Annotated in this window: 18 protein-coding genes and 2 tRNA genes; 10 read left to right on the plus strand and 10 right to left on the minus strand. The window is 58.7% G+C overall.

Annotated elements, in window-relative coordinates; translation table 11 throughout:
- Positions 1–180 precede the first annotated feature (180 nt).
- A tRNA-Leu gene (locus tag ACLEJP_RS10345) sits at positions 181–265 on the plus strand.
- 103 nt (positions 266–368) lie between these two features.
- Entirely contained in the window at positions 369–782 is a 414-nt protein-coding gene (locus tag ACLEJP_RS10350) for a DoxX family protein (protein ID WP_440806145.1), read from the plus strand.
- A gap of 1 nt (position 783) precedes the next feature.
- Here ACLEJP_RS10350 and ACLEJP_RS10355 read toward each other — a convergent pair whose 3' ends face one another.
- Positions 784–981, minus strand: a complete 198-nt coding sequence (locus ACLEJP_RS10355; protein WP_440806148.1) for a hypothetical protein — start codon at positions 979–981, stop codon at positions 784–786.
- Positions 982–1,238: 257 nt separating this feature from the next.
- On the opposite strand from ACLEJP_RS10355, the gene ACLEJP_RS10360 reads away from it, so the two are divergent.
- The 4 genes from ACLEJP_RS10360 to ACLEJP_RS10375 all read left to right on the plus strand — a co-directional run bounded on the left by ACLEJP_RS10360 (position 1,239) and on the right by ACLEJP_RS10375 (position 3,809).
- Positions 1,239–1,913, plus strand: a complete 675-nt coding sequence (locus ACLEJP_RS10360) for a polysaccharide lyase family 7 protein (protein ID WP_440806150.1) — start codon at positions 1,239–1,241, stop codon at positions 1,911–1,913.
- A gap of 222 nt (positions 1,914–2,135) precedes the next feature.
- Positions 2,136–3,146 (plus strand): alcohol dehydrogenase AdhP, encoded by a 1,011-nt coding sequence (gene adhP, locus ACLEJP_RS10365; RefSeq protein ID WP_440806153.1) that lies wholly within the window; start codon positions 2,136–2,138, stop codon positions 3,144–3,146.
- A gap of 156 nt (positions 3,147–3,302) precedes the next feature.
- A complete protein-coding gene (locus tag ACLEJP_RS10370) occupies positions 3,303–3,521 on the plus strand; it encodes a hypothetical protein (protein ID WP_440806155.1) in 219 nt (72 codons plus the stop codon).
- A gap of 51 nt (positions 3,522–3,572) precedes the next feature.
- On the plus strand, positions 3,573–3,809 hold the full coding sequence (locus ACLEJP_RS10375) for a hypothetical protein (RefSeq protein ID WP_440806157.1): 237 nt from the start codon (positions 3,573–3,575) through the stop codon (positions 3,807–3,809).
- A 50-nt stretch (positions 3,810–3,859) separates the two neighbouring features.
- Here the strand turns inward: ACLEJP_RS10375 and ACLEJP_RS10380 are convergent, their stop codons facing one another.
- The 4 genes from ACLEJP_RS10380 to ACLEJP_RS10395 form a co-directional block, all read right to left on the minus strand.
- Positions 3,860–4,324, minus strand: coding sequence for a GNAT family N-acetyltransferase (locus ACLEJP_RS10380; RefSeq protein WP_440806159.1), 465 nt, complete (start codon positions 4,322–4,324; stop codon positions 3,860–3,862).
- A 341-nt stretch (positions 4,325–4,665) separates the two neighbouring features.
- Positions 4,666–4,965 (minus strand): hypothetical protein, encoded by a 300-nt coding sequence (locus ACLEJP_RS10385; RefSeq protein ID WP_440806255.1) that lies wholly within the window; start codon positions 4,963–4,965, stop codon positions 4,666–4,668.
- A gap of 126 nt (positions 4,966–5,091) precedes the next feature.
- On the minus strand, positions 5,092–5,334 hold the full coding sequence (locus ACLEJP_RS10390) for a hypothetical protein (RefSeq protein WP_440806162.1): 243 nt from the start codon (positions 5,332–5,334) through the stop codon (positions 5,092–5,094).
- A gap of 240 nt (positions 5,335–5,574) precedes the next feature.
- Positions 5,575–6,036, minus strand: coding sequence for a DUF6196 family protein (locus tag ACLEJP_RS10395; RefSeq protein ID WP_440806165.1), 462 nt, complete (start codon positions 6,034–6,036; stop codon positions 5,575–5,577).
- Positions 6,037–6,160: 124 nt separating this feature from the next.
- Between ACLEJP_RS10395 and ACLEJP_RS10400 the strand changes: the two genes are divergently transcribed.
- A complete protein-coding gene (locus tag ACLEJP_RS10400; RefSeq protein WP_440806168.1) occupies positions 6,161–7,069 on the plus strand; it encodes a LysR substrate-binding domain-containing protein in 909 nt (302 codons plus the stop codon).
- 147 nt (positions 7,070–7,216) lie between these two features.
- On the opposite strand, the gene ACLEJP_RS10405 is transcribed toward ACLEJP_RS10400, so the two are convergent.
- Together ACLEJP_RS10405 and ACLEJP_RS10410 are read right to left on the minus strand one after the other, a co-directional pair.
- Positions 7,217–8,332, minus strand: a complete 1,116-nt coding sequence (locus tag ACLEJP_RS10405) for an HD-GYP domain-containing protein (RefSeq protein ID WP_440806171.1) — start codon at positions 8,330–8,332, stop codon at positions 7,217–7,219.
- A complete protein-coding gene (locus tag ACLEJP_RS10410) occupies positions 8,329–12,327 on the minus strand; it encodes a response regulator (protein ID WP_440806173.1) in 3,999 nt (1,332 codons plus the stop codon). Before ACLEJP_RS10410 ends, ACLEJP_RS10405 begins: the two co-directional genes overlap by 4 nt.
- A gap of 1,009 nt (positions 12,328–13,336) precedes the next feature.
- Here ACLEJP_RS10410 and ACLEJP_RS10415 point away from each other — a divergent pair.
- Positions 13,337–13,573, plus strand: coding sequence for a hypothetical protein (locus ACLEJP_RS10415; protein WP_440806175.1), 237 nt, complete (start codon positions 13,337–13,339; stop codon positions 13,571–13,573).
- Positions 13,574–13,955: 382 nt separating this feature from the next.
- On the plus strand, positions 13,956–14,201 hold the full coding sequence (gene trbK, locus ACLEJP_RS10420; RefSeq protein ID WP_440806177.1) for an entry exclusion lipoprotein TrbK: 246 nt from the start codon (positions 13,956–13,958) through the stop codon (positions 14,199–14,201).
- A gap of 608 nt (positions 14,202–14,809) precedes the next feature.
- Here trbK and ACLEJP_RS10425 read toward each other — a convergent pair.
- From ACLEJP_RS10425 to sohB, 3 genes are all read right to left on the minus strand, one after another.
- Positions 14,810–14,980, minus strand: a complete 171-nt coding sequence (locus tag ACLEJP_RS10425) for a hypothetical protein (RefSeq protein ID WP_440806179.1) — start codon at positions 14,978–14,980, stop codon at positions 14,810–14,812.
- 383 nt (positions 14,981–15,363) lie between these two features.
- Positions 15,364–15,437, minus strand: a tRNA-Cys gene (locus ACLEJP_RS10430).
- Between the two features lie 154 nt (positions 15,438–15,591).
- A complete protein-coding gene (sohB, locus tag ACLEJP_RS10435) occupies positions 15,592–16,617 on the minus strand; it encodes a protease SohB (protein ID WP_170030454.1) in 1,026 nt (341 codons plus the stop codon).
- A 197-nt stretch (positions 16,618–16,814) separates the two neighbouring features.
- On the opposite strand from sohB, the gene ACLEJP_RS10440 reads away from it, so the two are divergent.
- Positions 16,815–17,525 carry a histidine phosphatase family protein gene (locus tag ACLEJP_RS10440; RefSeq protein WP_440806182.1) on the plus strand — a complete coding sequence of 237 codons (711 nt, stop codon included), beginning with the start codon at positions 16,815–16,817 and terminating at the stop codon, positions 17,523–17,525.
- Positions 17,526–17,543: the final 18 nt, after the last annotated feature.

Here is a 17,543-nt window from a genome sequence, read left to right on the forward strand (position 1 = left end):
CAACCAGAGGGGAAAGTGGCGCAATGACATCAAGGGGTCAATTACCCCTTCGATCGACCCCTTCTCTGTTGATGATAGGCGCTGCGGTTGACGCAACTATAACGATGGGTTATAAAGCGCGCTTGATTGCGAAGCCCTTCTGCTTAGAAGCGAGCCGGTCGGCACGACCCCTTCAAGCGTGCGAGTGTGGTGGAATTGGTATACACAGCAGACTTAAAATCTGTCGGCGTGAGCCTTGCGGGTTCGAGTCCCGCCACTCGCACCAAACTTCTTTGAAAAGGCGCCTTCAGGGCGCCTTTTTATTGCCCGCCAGCAATCCGCGCCGCAACTGCTAGAGTGAGCTTAAACAGGCCCACTGGAACGCTGCCATGCGCTACTCACTGTTCGATGGTCAACGCGACGCCCTGCTATTGCTCGCCCGCGTACTGCTGATGGTGCTGTTCATCGTGTCTGGCTGGGCCAAACTGACCGGTTTCGAAGGCACGGTCGGCTACATGACGTCACTGGGCGCCCCTGCCCCGATGCTGGCCGCAGCCGTCGCCGTGCTCATGGAGTTCGTGGTCGGCATTCTGCTGATCCTCGGTTTCTACACCCGGCCGCTGGCCTTCCTGTTCGCCCTGTTCGTGCTCGGCACCGCGTTGCTGGGCCACCCGTTCTGGAACATGGTCGACCCGGAGCGCAGTGCCAACATGACCCAGTTCCTGAAAAACCTCGGCATCATGGGCGGCCTGTTGTTGCTGGCCGTGAGCGGTCCCGGGCGTTTCTCGCTGGACCGGCGTTGAGTCATTCCTCTTCGCAGTCGTCGAACCAGGCTGGGTGATCGCGCTCCTCGTCGTCGAGGTCATCCAGCGTTTCTTCATCCTCCTCGACATCATCCTCGACGCCCCGGGCGTCGGCTTCAGGCTCACTGTCGTCATAGAGGAATTCGTGATCAAGCAGGTGATCATGCTCGGGTTCGTGCAGGTCGTCTTCGTCGTGCATGCTGGCTCCTGGGCGGGTGGCAGGCCTGTATAGGCTGAACAGCTGCGCAGGTCAATGCATGGCGGTTAATGCTGGGTTAACCGGCGCCACCCACGCTGCAGGCTCTCCCTTCAAACGTTGCTTGCCCGCCTTTCCCGGCGGGCTTTTTTATGGCTGCTGTTCTCCCTCCGTCCAGTGCAGAGAAATCACAGGGAACCCTGCCAATGCTGGCCACGCTCGCAAATGATGCAGGACCTTTGTTTTCAAGGAGAACATCCATGACTGTAAACATTGACACCCTGATCATTACCACCCCTGTTCCGAAATCCGCAACCGACCCAATAGCGCTGGAACTGACCGGCGCCAAGGCGCTGGCGACGCTGCCCGAGGTGGTTACCCGCCTCAGTGATGGCTCGGTGCGCCTGACGGCCCCGACCAAGGGCGCCTCCAGTAAAAGCACCCACCGCACCCGCTGTGAGTGGAAGGAGCCCGTTTACTGGCTGCTGACCAGCGCCGCCCGGCACCGCAACCAGCAGACCATGGTGCTTCAGAAGGTCAACCTGGCGCAGAAGGTGGTGATCGCCCAGCTGCATGTCAAAGACGATGACAGCCCGCCTGTCAAAGTGTTCTGGAACAAGGCCAGGATAACCGTCGGCTTTCGCACCGAATTCAACCAGCTCACGACAACCAGCAGCACGTTACTGGCCGACGTCCCGCTGGGTGCGCGGTTCGACGTCACCATCGAGGTAACCGGGGCCGGCGCCTGCACGGTCAGCGCCAGCTGCAATGGCCGCACCGGTACGACTTCGGGGCTTCAGCTCAGCGGTAGCTGGGCCACGCGCTCGCTGAACTTCCATGGCGGGGTGTACAACCAGGTGGACTATACCGACGCCACGCCAGCCGAGGACGGGTCGGTGTGCGTCATCAGCCAGCTCGAGCTGAGCCATGCGTGACACCCTCATCACCTGAGCTTCACAAAATGCTGACATGCGGCGGGGCACACTGACCCTGCTCCTTATGTTCTTGCAGCCCGCCGCATTGTTGCCGCGGGCTTTTCTTTTTGTGGCATGCATCGGGGCCGCAGACCATGACCTGAAGCAGTTTTACCGTACCAGCCCAGGGCTATGCTTAGCCGGCGATAAGCACGTTCATCCGCATAGGACATGGAGGCTCGTATGAAAGCTGCCGTTGTTGCACCAGGCCGTCGCGTGGAAGTGGTGGAGAAAGCCCTGCGCCCGCTCGAGCACGGCGAGGCGCTGTTGAAGATGCAGTGCTGTGGCGTATGCCACACCGACCTGCATGTGAAAAATGGCGATTTCGGTGACAAGACCGGGGTGGTACTGGGCCACGAAGGGATTGGCGTGGTTCAGGAGGTCGGGCCGGGCGTCACCTCGCTCAAGCCAGGCGACCGGGCCAGCGTGGCCTGGTTCTACCAGGGCTGCGGCCATTGCGAATACTGCAACAGCGGCAATGAAACCCTGTGCCGCGAAGTGAAGAACGCCGGTTACACCGTGGACGGCGGCATGGCCGAAGCCTGCATCGTCAAGGCCGATTATTCGGTCAAGGTGCCCGACGGGCTCGACTCCGCGGCTGCCAGCAGCATCACCTGCGCCGGTGTGACCACCTACAAGGCGGTGAAGGTGTCCAACATCCGCCCCGGCCAGTGGATCGCCATCTACGGCCTCGGGGGCCTTGGCAACCTGGCGCTGCAATATGCCAGGAACGTGTTCAATGCGAAGGTGATCGCCATTGATGTCAATGACGAGCAGCTGCGCTTCGCCAGCGAAATGGGCGCCGAGCTGGTGGTCAACCCGCGCACCGAAGATGCCGCCAAGGTCATCCAGGCCAAGACCGGGGGCGCCCATGCTGCCGTAGTGACTGCAGTGGCCAAGGCTGCCTTCAACTCGGCGGTCGACGCCCTGCGCGCCGGGGGACGCCTGGTGGCAGTCGGGCTGCCATCGGAAGCCATGGACCTGAATATCCCCCGCCTGGTGCTGGACGGTATCGAAGTGGTCGGTTCGCTGGTCGGTACCCGGCAGGACCTGCAGGAAGCCTTCCAGTTTGCCGCAGAAGGGAAAGTGGTGCCGAAGGTCACACTGCGCCCTATCGAAGATATCAACCACATCTTCGAAGAAATGCTGGAGGGCAAGATCAAAGGGCGCATGGTGATTCAGTTCGAAGGTTGAGGTTCACGTGCGCTGGCTGTGATTGCAGCGCACGCTACCCCTTGATGAAAGCGAACCAACGGGCGCTCGCCGGGCTCTAGTTTGTATAAGTGCAGGAATCCCTGCCCAGCAACCCGCCTGGCATGGGTGACACCTGGTTCGAAGGGGGTGGACAGCATGACGGAAGAAGAAGCAAACGATGTGCTTGAGCGAATCGAGTACGAGCTCAGCCTTCATCAGCCGCACACCACAACGCGCATAATCATTCACGACCTGGGGTTATGGGCTCGTCTGGAGAAAGCTGGCGGCATCATCAATGGCGCTATGCTGTTCGACAGGCCCGTGTTGCTGGAGCCGAAGTGTGATGCTTCCTACACGGTCTTGTGCAAACCGTGAGCGGTGCGGTTGTGCAAACAGAAACCTGAAGGCTACGCCGGGGGGGAAGCTATGGGCATCCGCAGCTTGGCGAAGAACCTGCCACCCGATCCAGGCAATGAGGGCTGGGTGCTTGGCTGGGGTGTACTGAGAGACCGCTACCCCTGGCATTTCGTCGATGTGTATGCCGACCAGAAGACTGCCAGGGCCGAGGCGCAGCGCCGTGGTCATGGCTACGTCGTGGAGTTCGGCTCGCACCGCTTGGGGTCGGATGAATTCGTCTGTGGGGTAACCCCGCCTGAAGGCTAGCACTTGCAACCAGGCGAGGTGGCGGGGACGCCTGGGCGCCCCGCCTTTGTTCATACCAATATTCGTCGCATGATCAGCTCGCCATCGATCACTTCGCCAGTCTCGACGAAGCCTTCGCCAGCGTAGAGGCGTCGTGCCCCGATGTTTTCCGGGGCTACGCCAAGGGCCACGCCGGGGCCGCCCGGCAGCTGTTGCAGGTACGCCAGCAGCGCCCGCAAGGCCGCGCGCCCATAACCACGCCCCTGGTGCTGGTGGTCGATCATCAGGCGATAGATCCAGCGGCTGTTCTCGTCCGGATCTAGGGCATGCATCAGGAAACCGACCATTTCACCGCTGTGCTGGGCACGCACGGCCAAGGGCTCACACCAAGGACTATCGGCGGCCTGTTGCAGCGATTCGGTATTGCTTGCAATGAACTCGGATTGCTCGTCACGTACCCGCAGGGCACGGCATTGGGCTTGCTCCTCAGCCGAGCTGAGGCCCACCAGAAGCACTGATGGATAAGAAGTGGACATGTTTGGTTCTCCGCGGGGCAACGATGGCCCCTCCAGGATTTCGTTGACGGTTCATGGATGGACACATCATTGGAAACTGGGTCATGGGGCACCTCCTTGTTCGCGGATGGGAAAGACAGTCGGCAGCTCCGGCCGACCGGGCGTGATTCTAAGTGCGTGCGCGGGCGTTATTCAAGCGAACCAACCAGGCGCTGCAGTGCGATACTGGCCGATGCCTTGCATCCCATCGCAGGGTTTATTGAACAGGGTCCGAAGAGCGGAACGCTCGAACAGCGCCGCCTGGAGCTTGAGCGTCTCGTTCTTTCGGCAAGTCTCGAACATGATCTGGATGCCGCGCAAGCTTACCGCGTGGCAACCTTTCGGCCGGGCGCTCGCGCTTCACCAGCCAGACAGCGAGCCCGCCCCACCCCCCAAGCCATTGCCCGCGTCATGGTCTCGCCTGGACGAGAATCAAAGCTTTCTTCGTGGATCATCGCGCCACCGGGGCCGTAGACCCCAATGAACATCTGGGTTGCGCCGGTTCTGGAGAGCCGAACTTGCACATCAATTTGTGTTCCGTCACTCAACGTTTCGTTATGAGTTCTGGTGTGTAAAACCGGGTCACCCCATTGCCAGAAGCACTCGCCACGCTCCCTCGCCATCGTGCTCATGTCCTGAGTTATTGAGAAAGATGCCTTCTTACAGCAATGAGCAAGCCGACTCAATATTCTTGACGCCAGATAAATGGCTTCCTGACGACCGGGACAGGCTATGCCTCAAGATACCGATCAGCCGGATCGCAATTCGGCCGAATCCCCATCTCGCTCATTGCCGAGGCCACCCAGCTCGGGAGGATCGAGTGTCGCAGCAAAGCTCATCCACTTTTCGAAGACTTCTCGATGGTGGGCTTGCGCATCTTTCCATGAAGGGTCGCCAATACGCCCGTAGGCTACCTGGTTCATGATCGACGAGGTTATGGCATCCAGCTCTCTCAGGAGCTGGTATGCAGCAAACCTTTTATCTAATGGCATGTGTCATCTCGCAAGGCGGTAGAACTCAAACTCGCAAAATCGCTGAGTTTGGGACAGCGCTGTTCTGTTTTTTCTCCTTGTCAGCCGTCGGCTGAAGGGTCAGCCAGGCGCCTGAAACTGGCGAGCTCCTGCTCGACAGGGATCTTACAACAGGCAGTGATTCCAAAACGACATGCCGATCAGGCTCTGCCTGAAATCTCTCAGGGTGGCGCCTGAGATACGGGTAGGCGAACGTATCCGCTAGAGGGAAACTCCCAGCTCCCCGTCCGCTTGGCCATCTACCAAGGCCTGGATCTCTGCGAAGACATCTGAAGCCAGGCTGGCCGGGACGCCCCAATAATCAAAGATCCCACCCTCGTCGCGATTCTGGCCACAGGTCACAAAAACGCCGGTCCCGAACTTCTGCTTCAGGCGCATTGCCAACCAGCCAACGAAACCGCTGTTGTCGACGCCTGGCGGAAAATGGAATCGGAAAACCCCGAACAGCTCTTGCTCGCCATCAGCACAGGGGACCAGTTGACTCCATACCTGGTCATCCCGGACGAGCGCCAGCGCATCGGAGCAGGCGGCATCAGGAAACGATGGCAACGGAAACTCCATGAAGGTGTAAGTGCCAGGGAAGTAATGCACATGGGCTTGGGTCATGACGCACAACAAGCGGCGCTCAGTCTCTTGGGCCGTTTCGTGGGAAATGTTCACCATTCAGTACTCTCCGTTCAGTAGCGCGCGCTGCGCTTCTTTTCATTGACCGCAGAGATGCTAAGCAGGAAGATCTTCAAGATAAATGCTCGAATTCAAATAACATTAACAAGCAACACTTGTAGATATGGATAAGCTGAAAAGCATGGCGGCGTTCGTGGCAGCAGCGGAGTCAGACTCCTTCTCGGCAGCAGCTGCCCTGTTAGGCGTGACGCCACAGCTGATTGCCAAACAGGTCAGCAACCTGGAAGCTCAGCTAGGCCTGAAACTGATTACCCGCACCACTCGCCGACAAAGCCTGACTGCGGTGGGCAGGGAGTATTACTTGCGCTGCAAGGCTATCCTGAGCGACGTTGAAGACGCCGATGAGCTGGTGCTGTCAGCAAACTCGACGCCGCGCGGAAAAATCCGTATCAGCGCGCCCTATAACTACGGCTCTCATCGACTCATCCCATTCCTGACCCAATACCTGACGCGTTATCCAGAAACGGAAATCGAGCTGGAGCTGACGGACAGGTTCGTAAATGTCGTAGAAGAAGGATTCGAAGTCGTGTTTCGGTTGGGCAACCCCCGACTGGGCGACAGTGCGGCGTTGGTTCAACGCGGCTTGAGGCCTTTCAGGATGTTTGCTTGCGCATCTCCCGCTTACCTGTCACGCAAAGGCACCCCGCTCCATCCCGAACAACTCGTGGACCATGATTGCCTGGGCTATCTGTTCTCCGATCGCATGACGGACAACGTCTGGCGATTCACCAAAAACGGGCAGACGTTCACGATCCCCATTACAAGTCGACTGAACGTCAATAACACCCTGGCCAAGGTGAACGCCGCATTGGCGGATTTCGGCATCACGCTGTGCGTCGAGGATGTACTGGTGCCCTACGTGCAACGGGGTGAACTGGTCGTGCTCTTCGAGGCATTCGAAGGGCCCATGTACCCCGTCAATCTGATCTACCCCTCCGACCGCCGCCCGTCCGCAAAGCTCAGATGCTTCATAGACGAAGTTGTTGCTGCATTGGGTCCGTCGCAGGCTTGACAGAACTGGGCTGGTTGCGGGGAGCTTGTATGCCAGACTGCTTGGCAGTGAAGGCAAGATCAATTGATCGCAGCCGAGCCATGGTCGCCTGGCCTGATGCCGATGATGGCTTGAGGCCCAGGGATTGATTTCAAAACGACACGCGGATCAGCCGTCCTGATCGCTATCTGCAAAACGCTCCGCGATGGCCTGAAATTGCTCATGACTGGCCAGGAAAGCGTCGCAGACATCTGGATCAAAATGCTGGGCGCGGCCCTGGCGGATGATGTCCAGCGCCTGATCGTGCGACATGCCCTTCTTGTAGACGCGTCGGCTGATCAGTGCGTCATAGACATCCGCAACCGCCATGAGCCTGGCGCTGATGGGGATCTCATCGGCACCCAGCCCGTCGGGATAACCGGTACCATCCCACTTCTCGTGGTGGCTATACGCGATTTCCTTGGCTAAGCGCAGAAATCCTACCGAGGTGCCCAACTGTTCTTCGGCATGGCGGATGGCATCGCGTCCCAGCACCGTATGGGTCTTCATGATCTCGAACTCTTCCGGCGTGAGGCGGCCGGGCTTGAGCAGTATGTCATCGGGAATCCCGATCTTGCCGATGTCGTGCAGCGGGGCCGACTTGAACAGTAGGCGGATGCTCTCGTCATTGAGGAAATGGCGGAACCTTGGATGCTCACGCAGCAGTTCAGCCAGCAACCTGACGTAGTGTTGGGTTCGTCGGATATGGTTGCCCGTCTCATTGTCACGGGTTTCAGCCAACGAGGTCATGGCTTGAATGGTCACATCCTGGATGGCCACTACCTCGGCAGTGCGTCGCTGGACCTCCCGCTCCAGGTACTCGTTCTGATCACGCAAGAAATCGGCAGCGGCCTTTATCTTCAACTGTGTCTCAACCCGTGCCAGCATGACAGGCGGACTGATCGGCTTGGTTATGTAGTCCACAGCGCCCATCTGCAAACCTCGTATTTCATCTTCCATGGCCGTCATGGCTGTAAGAAAGATAATCGGTATGTCAGCCGTGCATCGTTCAAGTTTGAGCTGTTCCGCCACCTGATAACCGGAAAGGTCGGGCATCATGATATCGAGCAGGATCAGGTCCGGCCGAGGCGCCTGCAGTGCAGCCTTCAACGCGCGTTCACCATTGGTCGCCACACGCGTGCGGTAGGCATCTTTCAACAAGGAATTGATCAGCGTGATGTTCTCCGGCGTATCGTCGACTATGAGGATGAGTGGTCTGCTGGGGTAGCTCAACGATTCAGTCATGGTGTTCCCTTCCGAGATAGGGTGTCCTGGACTACCAAGGCACGCTCGAGCGTTTGCCGTGCGGCCTCAAAGTCAAAGTTGTTCACTTCACCTTCCAACTGCGCGAAACCGTCCCCGCCGAGTGCACCGCGTAACGAAGCCGAATACTGTTGCAAGTAGTCCGGCGCGGCGCCATCGTTCGCCTCGAGCAGGCGCATCAGTTCCCTGCCACGCTCAGCCGAGTCACTGGTGAAAACCGTCGGCGCCGCGACCTGGCTGCCGTGCAAAGCCTGGCGAACAGCACTCACTGCCTGCGAAAGTTCTTCGATCAATCTGCCTACCTGGGCACTCGACTCGGATTGCGTCCTGATCGCTGTCTCCAGTGCACTGGCTGTCGACTGCAAAGCGCTGAAACCAAGATTGCCTGCAACGCTTTTCACGGTATGGGCTATGCGTTCGGCTGTAGCGCGGTCACCGGCGCAAAGCGCGGCCGAGAGTGTTTGTCCTGCGACAGCCTTGCGATCGGCAAACTGGGACAGCAGTTTGATGTAGAGCTGGCTGTTGCCCGCTACCCGTCTCAAGCCATCAGCTATATCCAGCCCTGTAATCACCGGTAATGGCGCTTCAGGCAGTGCGGCGATGTCTCGCACTGGGTTGGGCGAACGAGGCACGACCCAACGCTGCACTGTATCGATGAGGGCCTGTGGGTCCACGGGCTTTGTCACATGATCAACCATGCCCGCCAAGGTACAGCGCTCACGATCCTCGACCATGGCATGCGCTGTCATCGCAATCACCGGGATGTGCGCGTAGCCAGGTTCAGCGCGAATACGCCGTGTTGTCTCGACACCATCCATCCGAGGCATCTGCACATCCATCAGTACAGCGTCGAACTGCTGGATAGCGAGGATTTCCAATGCCTCGCAGCCGTTCCCGACAACTTCGACGCGGGCGCCTGCTGCCTCGAGAAGCTCCTTGGCGATCTGCTGATTGATTTCATTGTCCTCTGCGACCAGCAACCGCACCCCGGCAAGCAACTGCGCCTGCGCGGCGGGTATGCTTGCCGCCACCACACCTGTTTCCGGTGCAAAAAGGTTGACCAGCACCTCTACCAGCGACGATTGATTGACCGGTTTCACCAAAAACGCGTGAATACCTGCTACCTCTGCGACGCTGCGCATTTCGTCGTGCCCAAACGCACTGACCATGACAACCTGCAGCGCAGGCTGCTGGCCGAGCGCGCGCCGCGTTGTCTCGATGCCATCCAGCTCTGGCATCTGCCAATCAACGAACATGACTTTGAACGGGCGGTCGGCCGCAGCCTCGCGAAGGGCCTCGAGCGCGGCCTGGCCGGAAGCCACTGCAACGGGCGAGAGCCCCGCCACGCTCAGCATGTCGGACAGGATCTGACGAGCCGCCGCGTTATCATCCACAACCAGAACGCGCGCACCGTCAAGGTCCGGGGGGATGACCCTGCGTTGCTGCTGCGCATTCTCGCCAAGACCAAGCCAGGCACTGAAGGAAAACACGCTCCCTTGGCCCGGTTCGGAATCTACCGAAATGGTACCGCCCATCAGCTCGACGAGACGTTTTGAGATGGCAAGGCCAAGACCGGTGCCGCCGTACTGGCGGGTGGTTGAGCTATCCGCCTGGGCAAAGGCCTGGAACAACCGCCCTGCCTGTTCAGTTGTCATGCCAATGCCAGTGTCTTGCACGCGGACCTGGAGTTGCACCTTGTCCCCGGTGCGGCCCAGGTTGCGGACCACCACGGTCACTTGGCCGTGCTCGGTGAACTTCACCGCATTGTTCACCAGATTGAGGACGATCTGCCCCATGCGCAGCGGATCGCCCAGCAGCACGTTGGGGACGTCCGCTGCCATGTCGAACAACAGCTCGAGGCCCTTGTCGTAAGCCTTCTGCGCGACCAGCGAGGAGACGTTGTCGAGCACCGCATCGAATTGAAAGGGAACGGTCTCGACACTGAGCTTGCCTGCCTCGATCTTGGAAAAGTCGAGTATGTCGTTGATGATGCCGAGCAGCGAAGTGCCTGCGTTGTGAATCTTCGACACATAATCGCGTTGCCGGTGGTCCAGCGAGGTCTTCAGCGCAAGGTAGGACATACCGATGATCGCGTTCATGGGCGTGCGGATTTCGTGACTCATGTTGGCCAGGAAATCGCTTTTTGCCCGCGTCGCCTCTTCGGCAATTTCCTTCGCCCGTTGCAGGGCCTGTTCTGCTGCCTTGCGCTCGGTGATGTCGTGCAGCCAGGCGAGCAGTCCTTGCTCCCCCTGGATCTGGATTGGCAAGTACGTAACAAGCATGGTGCGTTCGTGCCCGTGCCGGTCGAGCATCAGCATTTCCTGGCCCTTCGCGATACCTTCGTGGGTCAGGCGCTCGACGATGGCTTGGCGATCGTGCCCGTTCGCGTAGATTTTCAGCGCAGCATCACCGACACCCAAGCCGAACGTTTCGCGGAAGCGGGGGTTGGCGAAGCGGATCACGCCCTGGGTTGAAAAGGCAATGTTGATCGGGCTCGTATCAAGTATCGCCTGCAGCCGCGCGCGTTCTTCACTGAGCGCCACTGCTGCCGCATGCTGTTCCGTGACATCGCGCACCCAGCTGGCGATCAGGGTCTCGCCGTGGATGGTCACGAACGATGCCCCTACCAGGACCCAGAGAATCGAACCATCCTTGTGCAACAGACGGGTTTCGAAGTGTTCGACCTTGCCGTTGAGTGCCAGCTGCTCAAGGAAGCGTTCGCGTTCGTCAGGGTCGACATACAGTTGGGTGGCGTTGCTCCCGAACAGGTCCTCGGTCACATAGCCGGTCGCCTGTGAAAAGCTTTGGCTTACCTCCCTGACAGCCCCGTTCCGGTCTGCCAGTACCAAACTGGCGGGGCTGGTATCCATGAGGGCGCGGGTGAATGCATCACGCTCGGCCAGCTCCGCGGCAACGCGCTTGCGCTCGTCCACTTCCCTGTTGAGGCGTCGGTTCCAGACCAACATGGCACTGAGCAGCAGCAGCACCGCGACCACGCTTGGAATCGCCCAGCTCATCACGGCTTTGATATCGAGGCTGTCTTCATTGAAGGACTCCTCGAAAAGCCGGTATTCCATCAGCGATACGTGATAGTAGCGTCGCCAGCTGGCATCGAGCGGCGAATCGATGCGATTGCTGGACTGGAAAAACTGCGCCAACGCCCGCGCGAGGTCCGAGGCGTTGTGTGCGACCCCCCAGCCAACGCTGGTCGGTTCGCTGACCGGAAACGCGATGGAGAGACGCTCCGGGTCTTCACGGGCCCAACGCAGCGCGCTTTCGCTACCCAGCACCGTGAAATCGACCTTCGCGTCGGCGACCAGTTTCACCGCCTGCTCGGTGGTCGCGTAAACCAGCCTGACCGGCTGATCGGAGAGAGGGCCGCGGTTGGCCTCGTCGATCCATTGCTCGTAGCCCGTGCCCTTCTGCACTGCCGCCGTCATCCCGCGCAAATCAGCCACCTCGTTGCCCGGCGACTGGTTGGAGCGATGGACGATGACCAGATTGCGAACTTTGTAGTACGGCACCAGCAGCATCTTGGTTGCGCGCCAAGGTACGATCTGCAGGTCATTTGGATATAGATCACAACTGCCGTCAGCGAGTAGCTTCGGCACATAACTTGCCTCGCGAACGGTCTCTCCGTGATCGTTGTGGAACTGCGCATCGAAACTTGCAAGCTCGATCATCTTTGCGCGCACGCCGAGGTAGCGCGCAAAAGCTTCGGCATTGGTGCTATAGAAGGGGGCGCTTGAACCCGCCACGCATATGCGCAGGACCCCGCTTTCGCGTATTTGCGCCAGCGTGCGAGCCTCTACAGGCGCAATGCACAATGCCATCAAGAGCACCAGCACCAGCGCACGCCATCCACCCCAGCTCGGCTTCGATTTGTTGACGCTATTACCGCAGCAGCTATTGTCGACGCTTGCTCCTTGCGACTGGGCAAGAGGAAGATAGGCACGGTCACCTGGATTCGATTCCATTCGCATACCCCGAGGATTAACCGATACGGAAGTTGGGATCGAAGCGTCAGCAAGAGCGCTTCGCAGCTGCGAACAGCAACAGTTGACACACCGTCGCCTTCTGTCAGTGAAACCTTTATGGCACGCCTACTGAACAGGTGCTAGCCAAGGATTTCCATCCTGTGTTGCAGCCTCTTCAATATCATCACAACGCTTGGCATTCCGTGTCCTGACGATTCAGTTCCTCGCAAGCCACTTGGGCATCGAGCCGATTGCGATAAATCTCAGCGCGAGCTTGTCCAGCAAGATGTCCAATACCTGAAAGCCCCGCGTTCTAGCGATTGGACGCCGACTATCGACACGATACCCTTCCCATGGGACGGCGTTGACGACCCGGTAACGCGCATTCACGGTAGCTTCCTCGTATTTTAGTCTTTTACCGCGGCCGAACGACGCTCAGAACCGACCAGGCGATCAGGGAGTTGGGGTAATCCATCTATCCTTAACGTAGAAGCAGGTTTCGCTCTTGGCAATGCGGCGCAGTGTATGGCCATATCGATACAGTATTTGAGTAAACGCCTCCCAGTGCCTCCACTACCAGCCAGTGGTTTCCCACAGGCGATTGCTTAGCTTTTTGGCAAAAGTGCTGATGCCGTCGCTTGCAGCTGCTTTTCGTAACCTGCCCGCTGCCGGAGTGCGGCCAAAAGCGCCCGTATCTTTACCTCCAGTCTGTCGGTCTTGGACAGGCCAGTGGCCGTGCAGCAGGCCAACCAACAGCCCCTGCGGCAGCCCGGCTTCCTTGGCGGCAACAATCACCTTGGCCAGCCGAGTCGAGTGCACTGGTAGCAGCAAGACTGGCGCAAGCGTGTCACGTTGCTCATGAAGGCTCCCCCTGCGGTTTAAACAGTTCACTGACGTCAGTCCCCAGCGCTCTGGTGGTTGCGCTATCATGCCGGCCCGCTGCGCGCCTTGGCACGCTAGGGGCGCCTACATGAACAGGCGCAAGTTCGAATCGACAAGGATGGATTCCATGCTCAAAAAGATTATTTACGTTACTGCAATGATTGCAGCGACAAGCTTTCTGTCGGTGTGCGCTGACGAGGTGAAAGAGCCTAACTGCTCAGATCTGAAGCGCAACGATGTCGAAACGCTTACAAAGCAAGAGGCTAAGTATCCAGAGTTGATGCGTCAGTTGCGAGAGAAGTGCCCGAACCAAGGCACCGGGGGCTTCGTGCCCAGCACCGCAACGAAGGGACTCATCAGGTAGCCGCAGCATTCGGACGCATTTAAGGGACGACCCGATTCAGGGCCCCATCAGCCTTGTCGGCAGCTTGGGTGGCAGTAGTAGCAGCATTGGACGCTTTATTTGCGGCGCTCTCTGCCCTCCGGGTCAGTTCATCCAGACGCTGGTCGCGCTGCTCGGTCGCTTCATCGTATGCCTGGCAAATCGCGGCTGTCCCGGTAGCCGTAAGCCGTCCGCTTGATCACCTTGATTCAATTGTTGATCCAACGGCCCCGTGTGCATCGGCCAGGCGTAGGCGGTTGAAAAGATTACATCCAGAGTGGCCTTTGGAGGTGTCCATCAGTATGATTTCACCCGGCTGAAAGGACCCATTCTTACGCCGAATATAATTTACAAGGATCGAATAATGGACATCAGATTGGCTAAGCCAATTGCAGTTTTAGGACTGGCTGCGATCTTGGCAGGTTGCATGGAAGAAAAAGTGCCAGAGCCAACGGCAGACAACTGCGGCCCGGAAATGTACGAGAAAAACCTCGCCAGCCTGTCAAAAGAATCGAACCGGAACGCGTTCGTTGCGAACTGCAAAAGTTTTCTCGCCGCGAAAAAAATGACTACATGGAAGTTTGAAAAAAGCCCCGAAGACAAATACTAAATTTTTATAATATCGAGCCGCACCACATTCGAAATGGAGCCTGATGGCTCCATTTCTAGCATCGGCTATTAGCTAGCGCAACTCACAGGCGAGTCCTACTCGGATGGCTTCAGATCTTCACACCTATCGATTAAGTCATCGGTCTTATCGTTATCCGGGAGCTTCTCCCAATACTCAGGCGTGCAATGTTCTTCCGATACGGAATAGTCCAGATCTTCGGCAGCCATGATGGGAGTCGACAACATCGCAGTAGAGATAAGCAGAAACGCTGATAGCTTCATGATTTCATTCCTTGAAATGGCCGGCCGTTATAGCTAATTTTGGGTGGTTTACAAAGGTTCAGTGCTCGCACGCTTTGAAGGCGAGCCTCCGCTACGCCAACGCAACCGCGCATATGAAAACGCCGCCTATGTCGGCGGCGTTAAGGGTAGCGGTGCATCAGGGCGTGTAACCCTTGCTCTTGCTGCGATCAGTAGGACCGCCCATGTCCCAAAAGTCCTTCGACTTCTGCTCGTCGATTTTGGCCTGCTTCTCTGCCTCTGACTCCAGACACCCACTGAGTAGTCCAGCGCTGACTAAAGCAATGATAGCTAGTGCGAAGGCGCGGATCATGGCTTGAACCCTTGGTCCTTGCTACGGTCTGGCGGCGTGATTTCCCAGAGTTTTTCGCTGGCCTCTTGCTGCTCCTTCGCCTTCTTTTCGACCTCAGATTCGAAGCAGCCGCTCAGCGATAGCGCAGTAACGGCAACGAGTATGGCGCCGATGATAGTGCGTTTCATAAGGATCCTTCCTGTGAAATGGTCGGGCGTTATACCAAAGATCGAATCCTTCCGCAAAAACTGACATCACGCGCTGCCCGTCAGCGCCTTAACACTTACTGCCGGGGATGGGTGGCAAGGCTGCGAAGAACCAGTAGATCCCAGCACCTAACACCAAGGTCCATACGCCTGCTGTCCATGCGGAAGGACGATATGGAGGGGATCTACCTGGTGGCACTCAAGAGAGGGAACCACCGAACGCGTTTACCGACGCGTCGAGGCCATTGCCAAGCCTTCAAAATGAGGAAGTTTTGGGACGGGCAATCAATAGTTTTGGGACTTCGGTATTTTTCAGCGCTCAAAGAAAAACCCCGCAGACGTTAATCTGCGGGGCTTTCGAATGGTGGAGGCCGAGGTCGGAATCGAACCGGCGTAGACGGATTTGCAATCCGGAGCATAACCACTTTGCTACTCGGCCTCAAAGTTCGGATCTAGCGGCTTGCGCTTCGCTATCTCCTTGAAACACTGAACCTTTTTCAAGGTTTGCTGCGTTTCGATGGGCGCCATTATGTCTGCATTCGTTTCACCTTGCAACCCCCTGAACGAAAAAAAATTTCAACGGGTTCAAGGTCTTAGCGCAGGCGGCCGAGTTTACTCCACAACCCCACCACGGTGTTCTCCACCGTGCCGCTGGCAGCCATGCCGATGCGCTCCTGCAGGCTCTTGCGTTCGGCATAGTGCAAGTGGAACAGGTTGGCCGTGCGGGCGCGCTCGCTGAGGTACTCGTCACTGGTCTGCAACTCGTCCACCAGCTTGCGGTTGAGTGCCGCGACGCCCAGCCAGACTTCGCCGGTGGCCACTTCGTCGATATGCAACTGCGGGCGATAACGGGCGACGAAATCCTTGAACAGCTGATGGGTGATGTCCAGGTCTTCCTGGAACTTCTCCCGCCCCTTCTCGGTGTTCTCGCCGAACACGGTCAGGGTGCGCTTGTACTCACCGGCAGTGAGCACTTCAAAATCGATGTCGTGCTTTTTCAGCAGGCGGTTGACGTTGGGCAATTGCGCCACCACGCCGATGGAGCCCAGCACGGCGAACGGTGCGCTGACAATCTTCTCGCCGATGCAGGCCATCATGTAGCCGCCGCTGGCGGCCACCTTGTCGATACACACGGTCAGCGGGATGCCGGCCTGGCGAATGCGCGCCAGTTGCGATGCAGCCAGGCCGTAGCTGTGTACCAGGCCGCCCCCGCTTTCCAGGCGCAGTACCACTTCGTCATGCGGGGTGGCCAGGGTCAGCAGCGCAGTGATTTCGTTGCGCAGGCTTTCGGTGGCAGAGGCTTTGATGTCGCCATCGAAGTCGAGGACGAAAACCCGGCCCTTTTCCTCGGCCTTGCCTTTCTTCTTCTGCTGCTGTTTTTCCGCCTTGGCCTGCTGCTTGCGCAACGCCTTGAGCTCGGCCTTGTCGAGCAGGCCGGACTCCAGGCGCTCACGCAGGTCCTTGTAGAATTCGTTCAGGCGGGTGACCTGCAATTGCCCACCCGGTTTACGCCGCCCTTTGCCACGCAGCCCGGCAATGGCCGACAGCACCACCAGGATGGCGATGACCAGGGTGGCGGTTTTGGCGAGAAAGCTTGCGTATTCGGCAAGAAACTCCACATTGACTCCTTAAATGCCTGCGCCACAACGGCGCGTAACTGTAGCAAGCATACCGTTGCGCCTGAGGTGCTGCCAGCCGGTGCAAACGCTGGCAACATCTTTCAAACAACCTTTTCAAACGCTTGTATGTTTTTTCGTTGACAGCCCGTGTGCCGCATCCTAACCTCGCAGCAACCTTCAACAGGCCGGAACCTTCCGTGGGCAACCTCTACCTGATCCGACATGGCCAAGCCTCCTTCGGCGCCGAGGACTACGACGTCCTCTCCCCCGTGGGTGTGCGGCAAAGCCAGGCCCTGGGCGAACACCTGGCCCAGCTCGGCGTGCGCCTGGACCGCTGCGTGGCAGGCGACCTGCGCCGCCAGCAGGATACCGCGCGCCTGGCATTGGCAGCCTTGCATGCCAGCGGTTACACGGTGCCGGCTGTTGAGACCGATGCAGCGTTCAATGAGTTCGACGCCGACGGCGTGATCCGCGCCCTGTTGCCCGGGCTGCTGCCGGACGAACCCGACGCTGTACACATCCTGCGTAACGGCAAGCAGCATCGCAGCGAATTCCAGCGCCTGTTCGCACTGATGGTACAGCGCTGGTACGAGGGCGAGCATGCCGACGATGGCCTGGAGACCTGGCAGGCCTTCACCGCCCGGGTGCAAGGCGGCCTGCAGCGGGTGCTCGATGCCGCCAGCGGCGGCGACAATATCGCCATCTTCACCTCGGGCGGCACCATTGCCGCCCTGCTCCACCTGGTTACCCGTATTACCCCCGGCCAGGCGTTCGCGCTGAACTGGCAGATCATCAACACGTCGCTCAGCCAGCTGAAGTTCCGCGGCCGCGACGTGGCACTGGCTTCCTTCAACAGCCAGGCCCATGTGCAGCTGTTGAAGGCGCCGGAGCTTGTCACCTATCGATGAGCCCGGCTTGTTGTGTCC

It is taken from the genome of Pseudomonas sp. SMV7 (assembly GCF_052041995.1).
Classification (GTDB): domain Bacteria; phylum Pseudomonadota; class Gammaproteobacteria; order Pseudomonadales; family Pseudomonadaceae; genus Aquipseudomonas.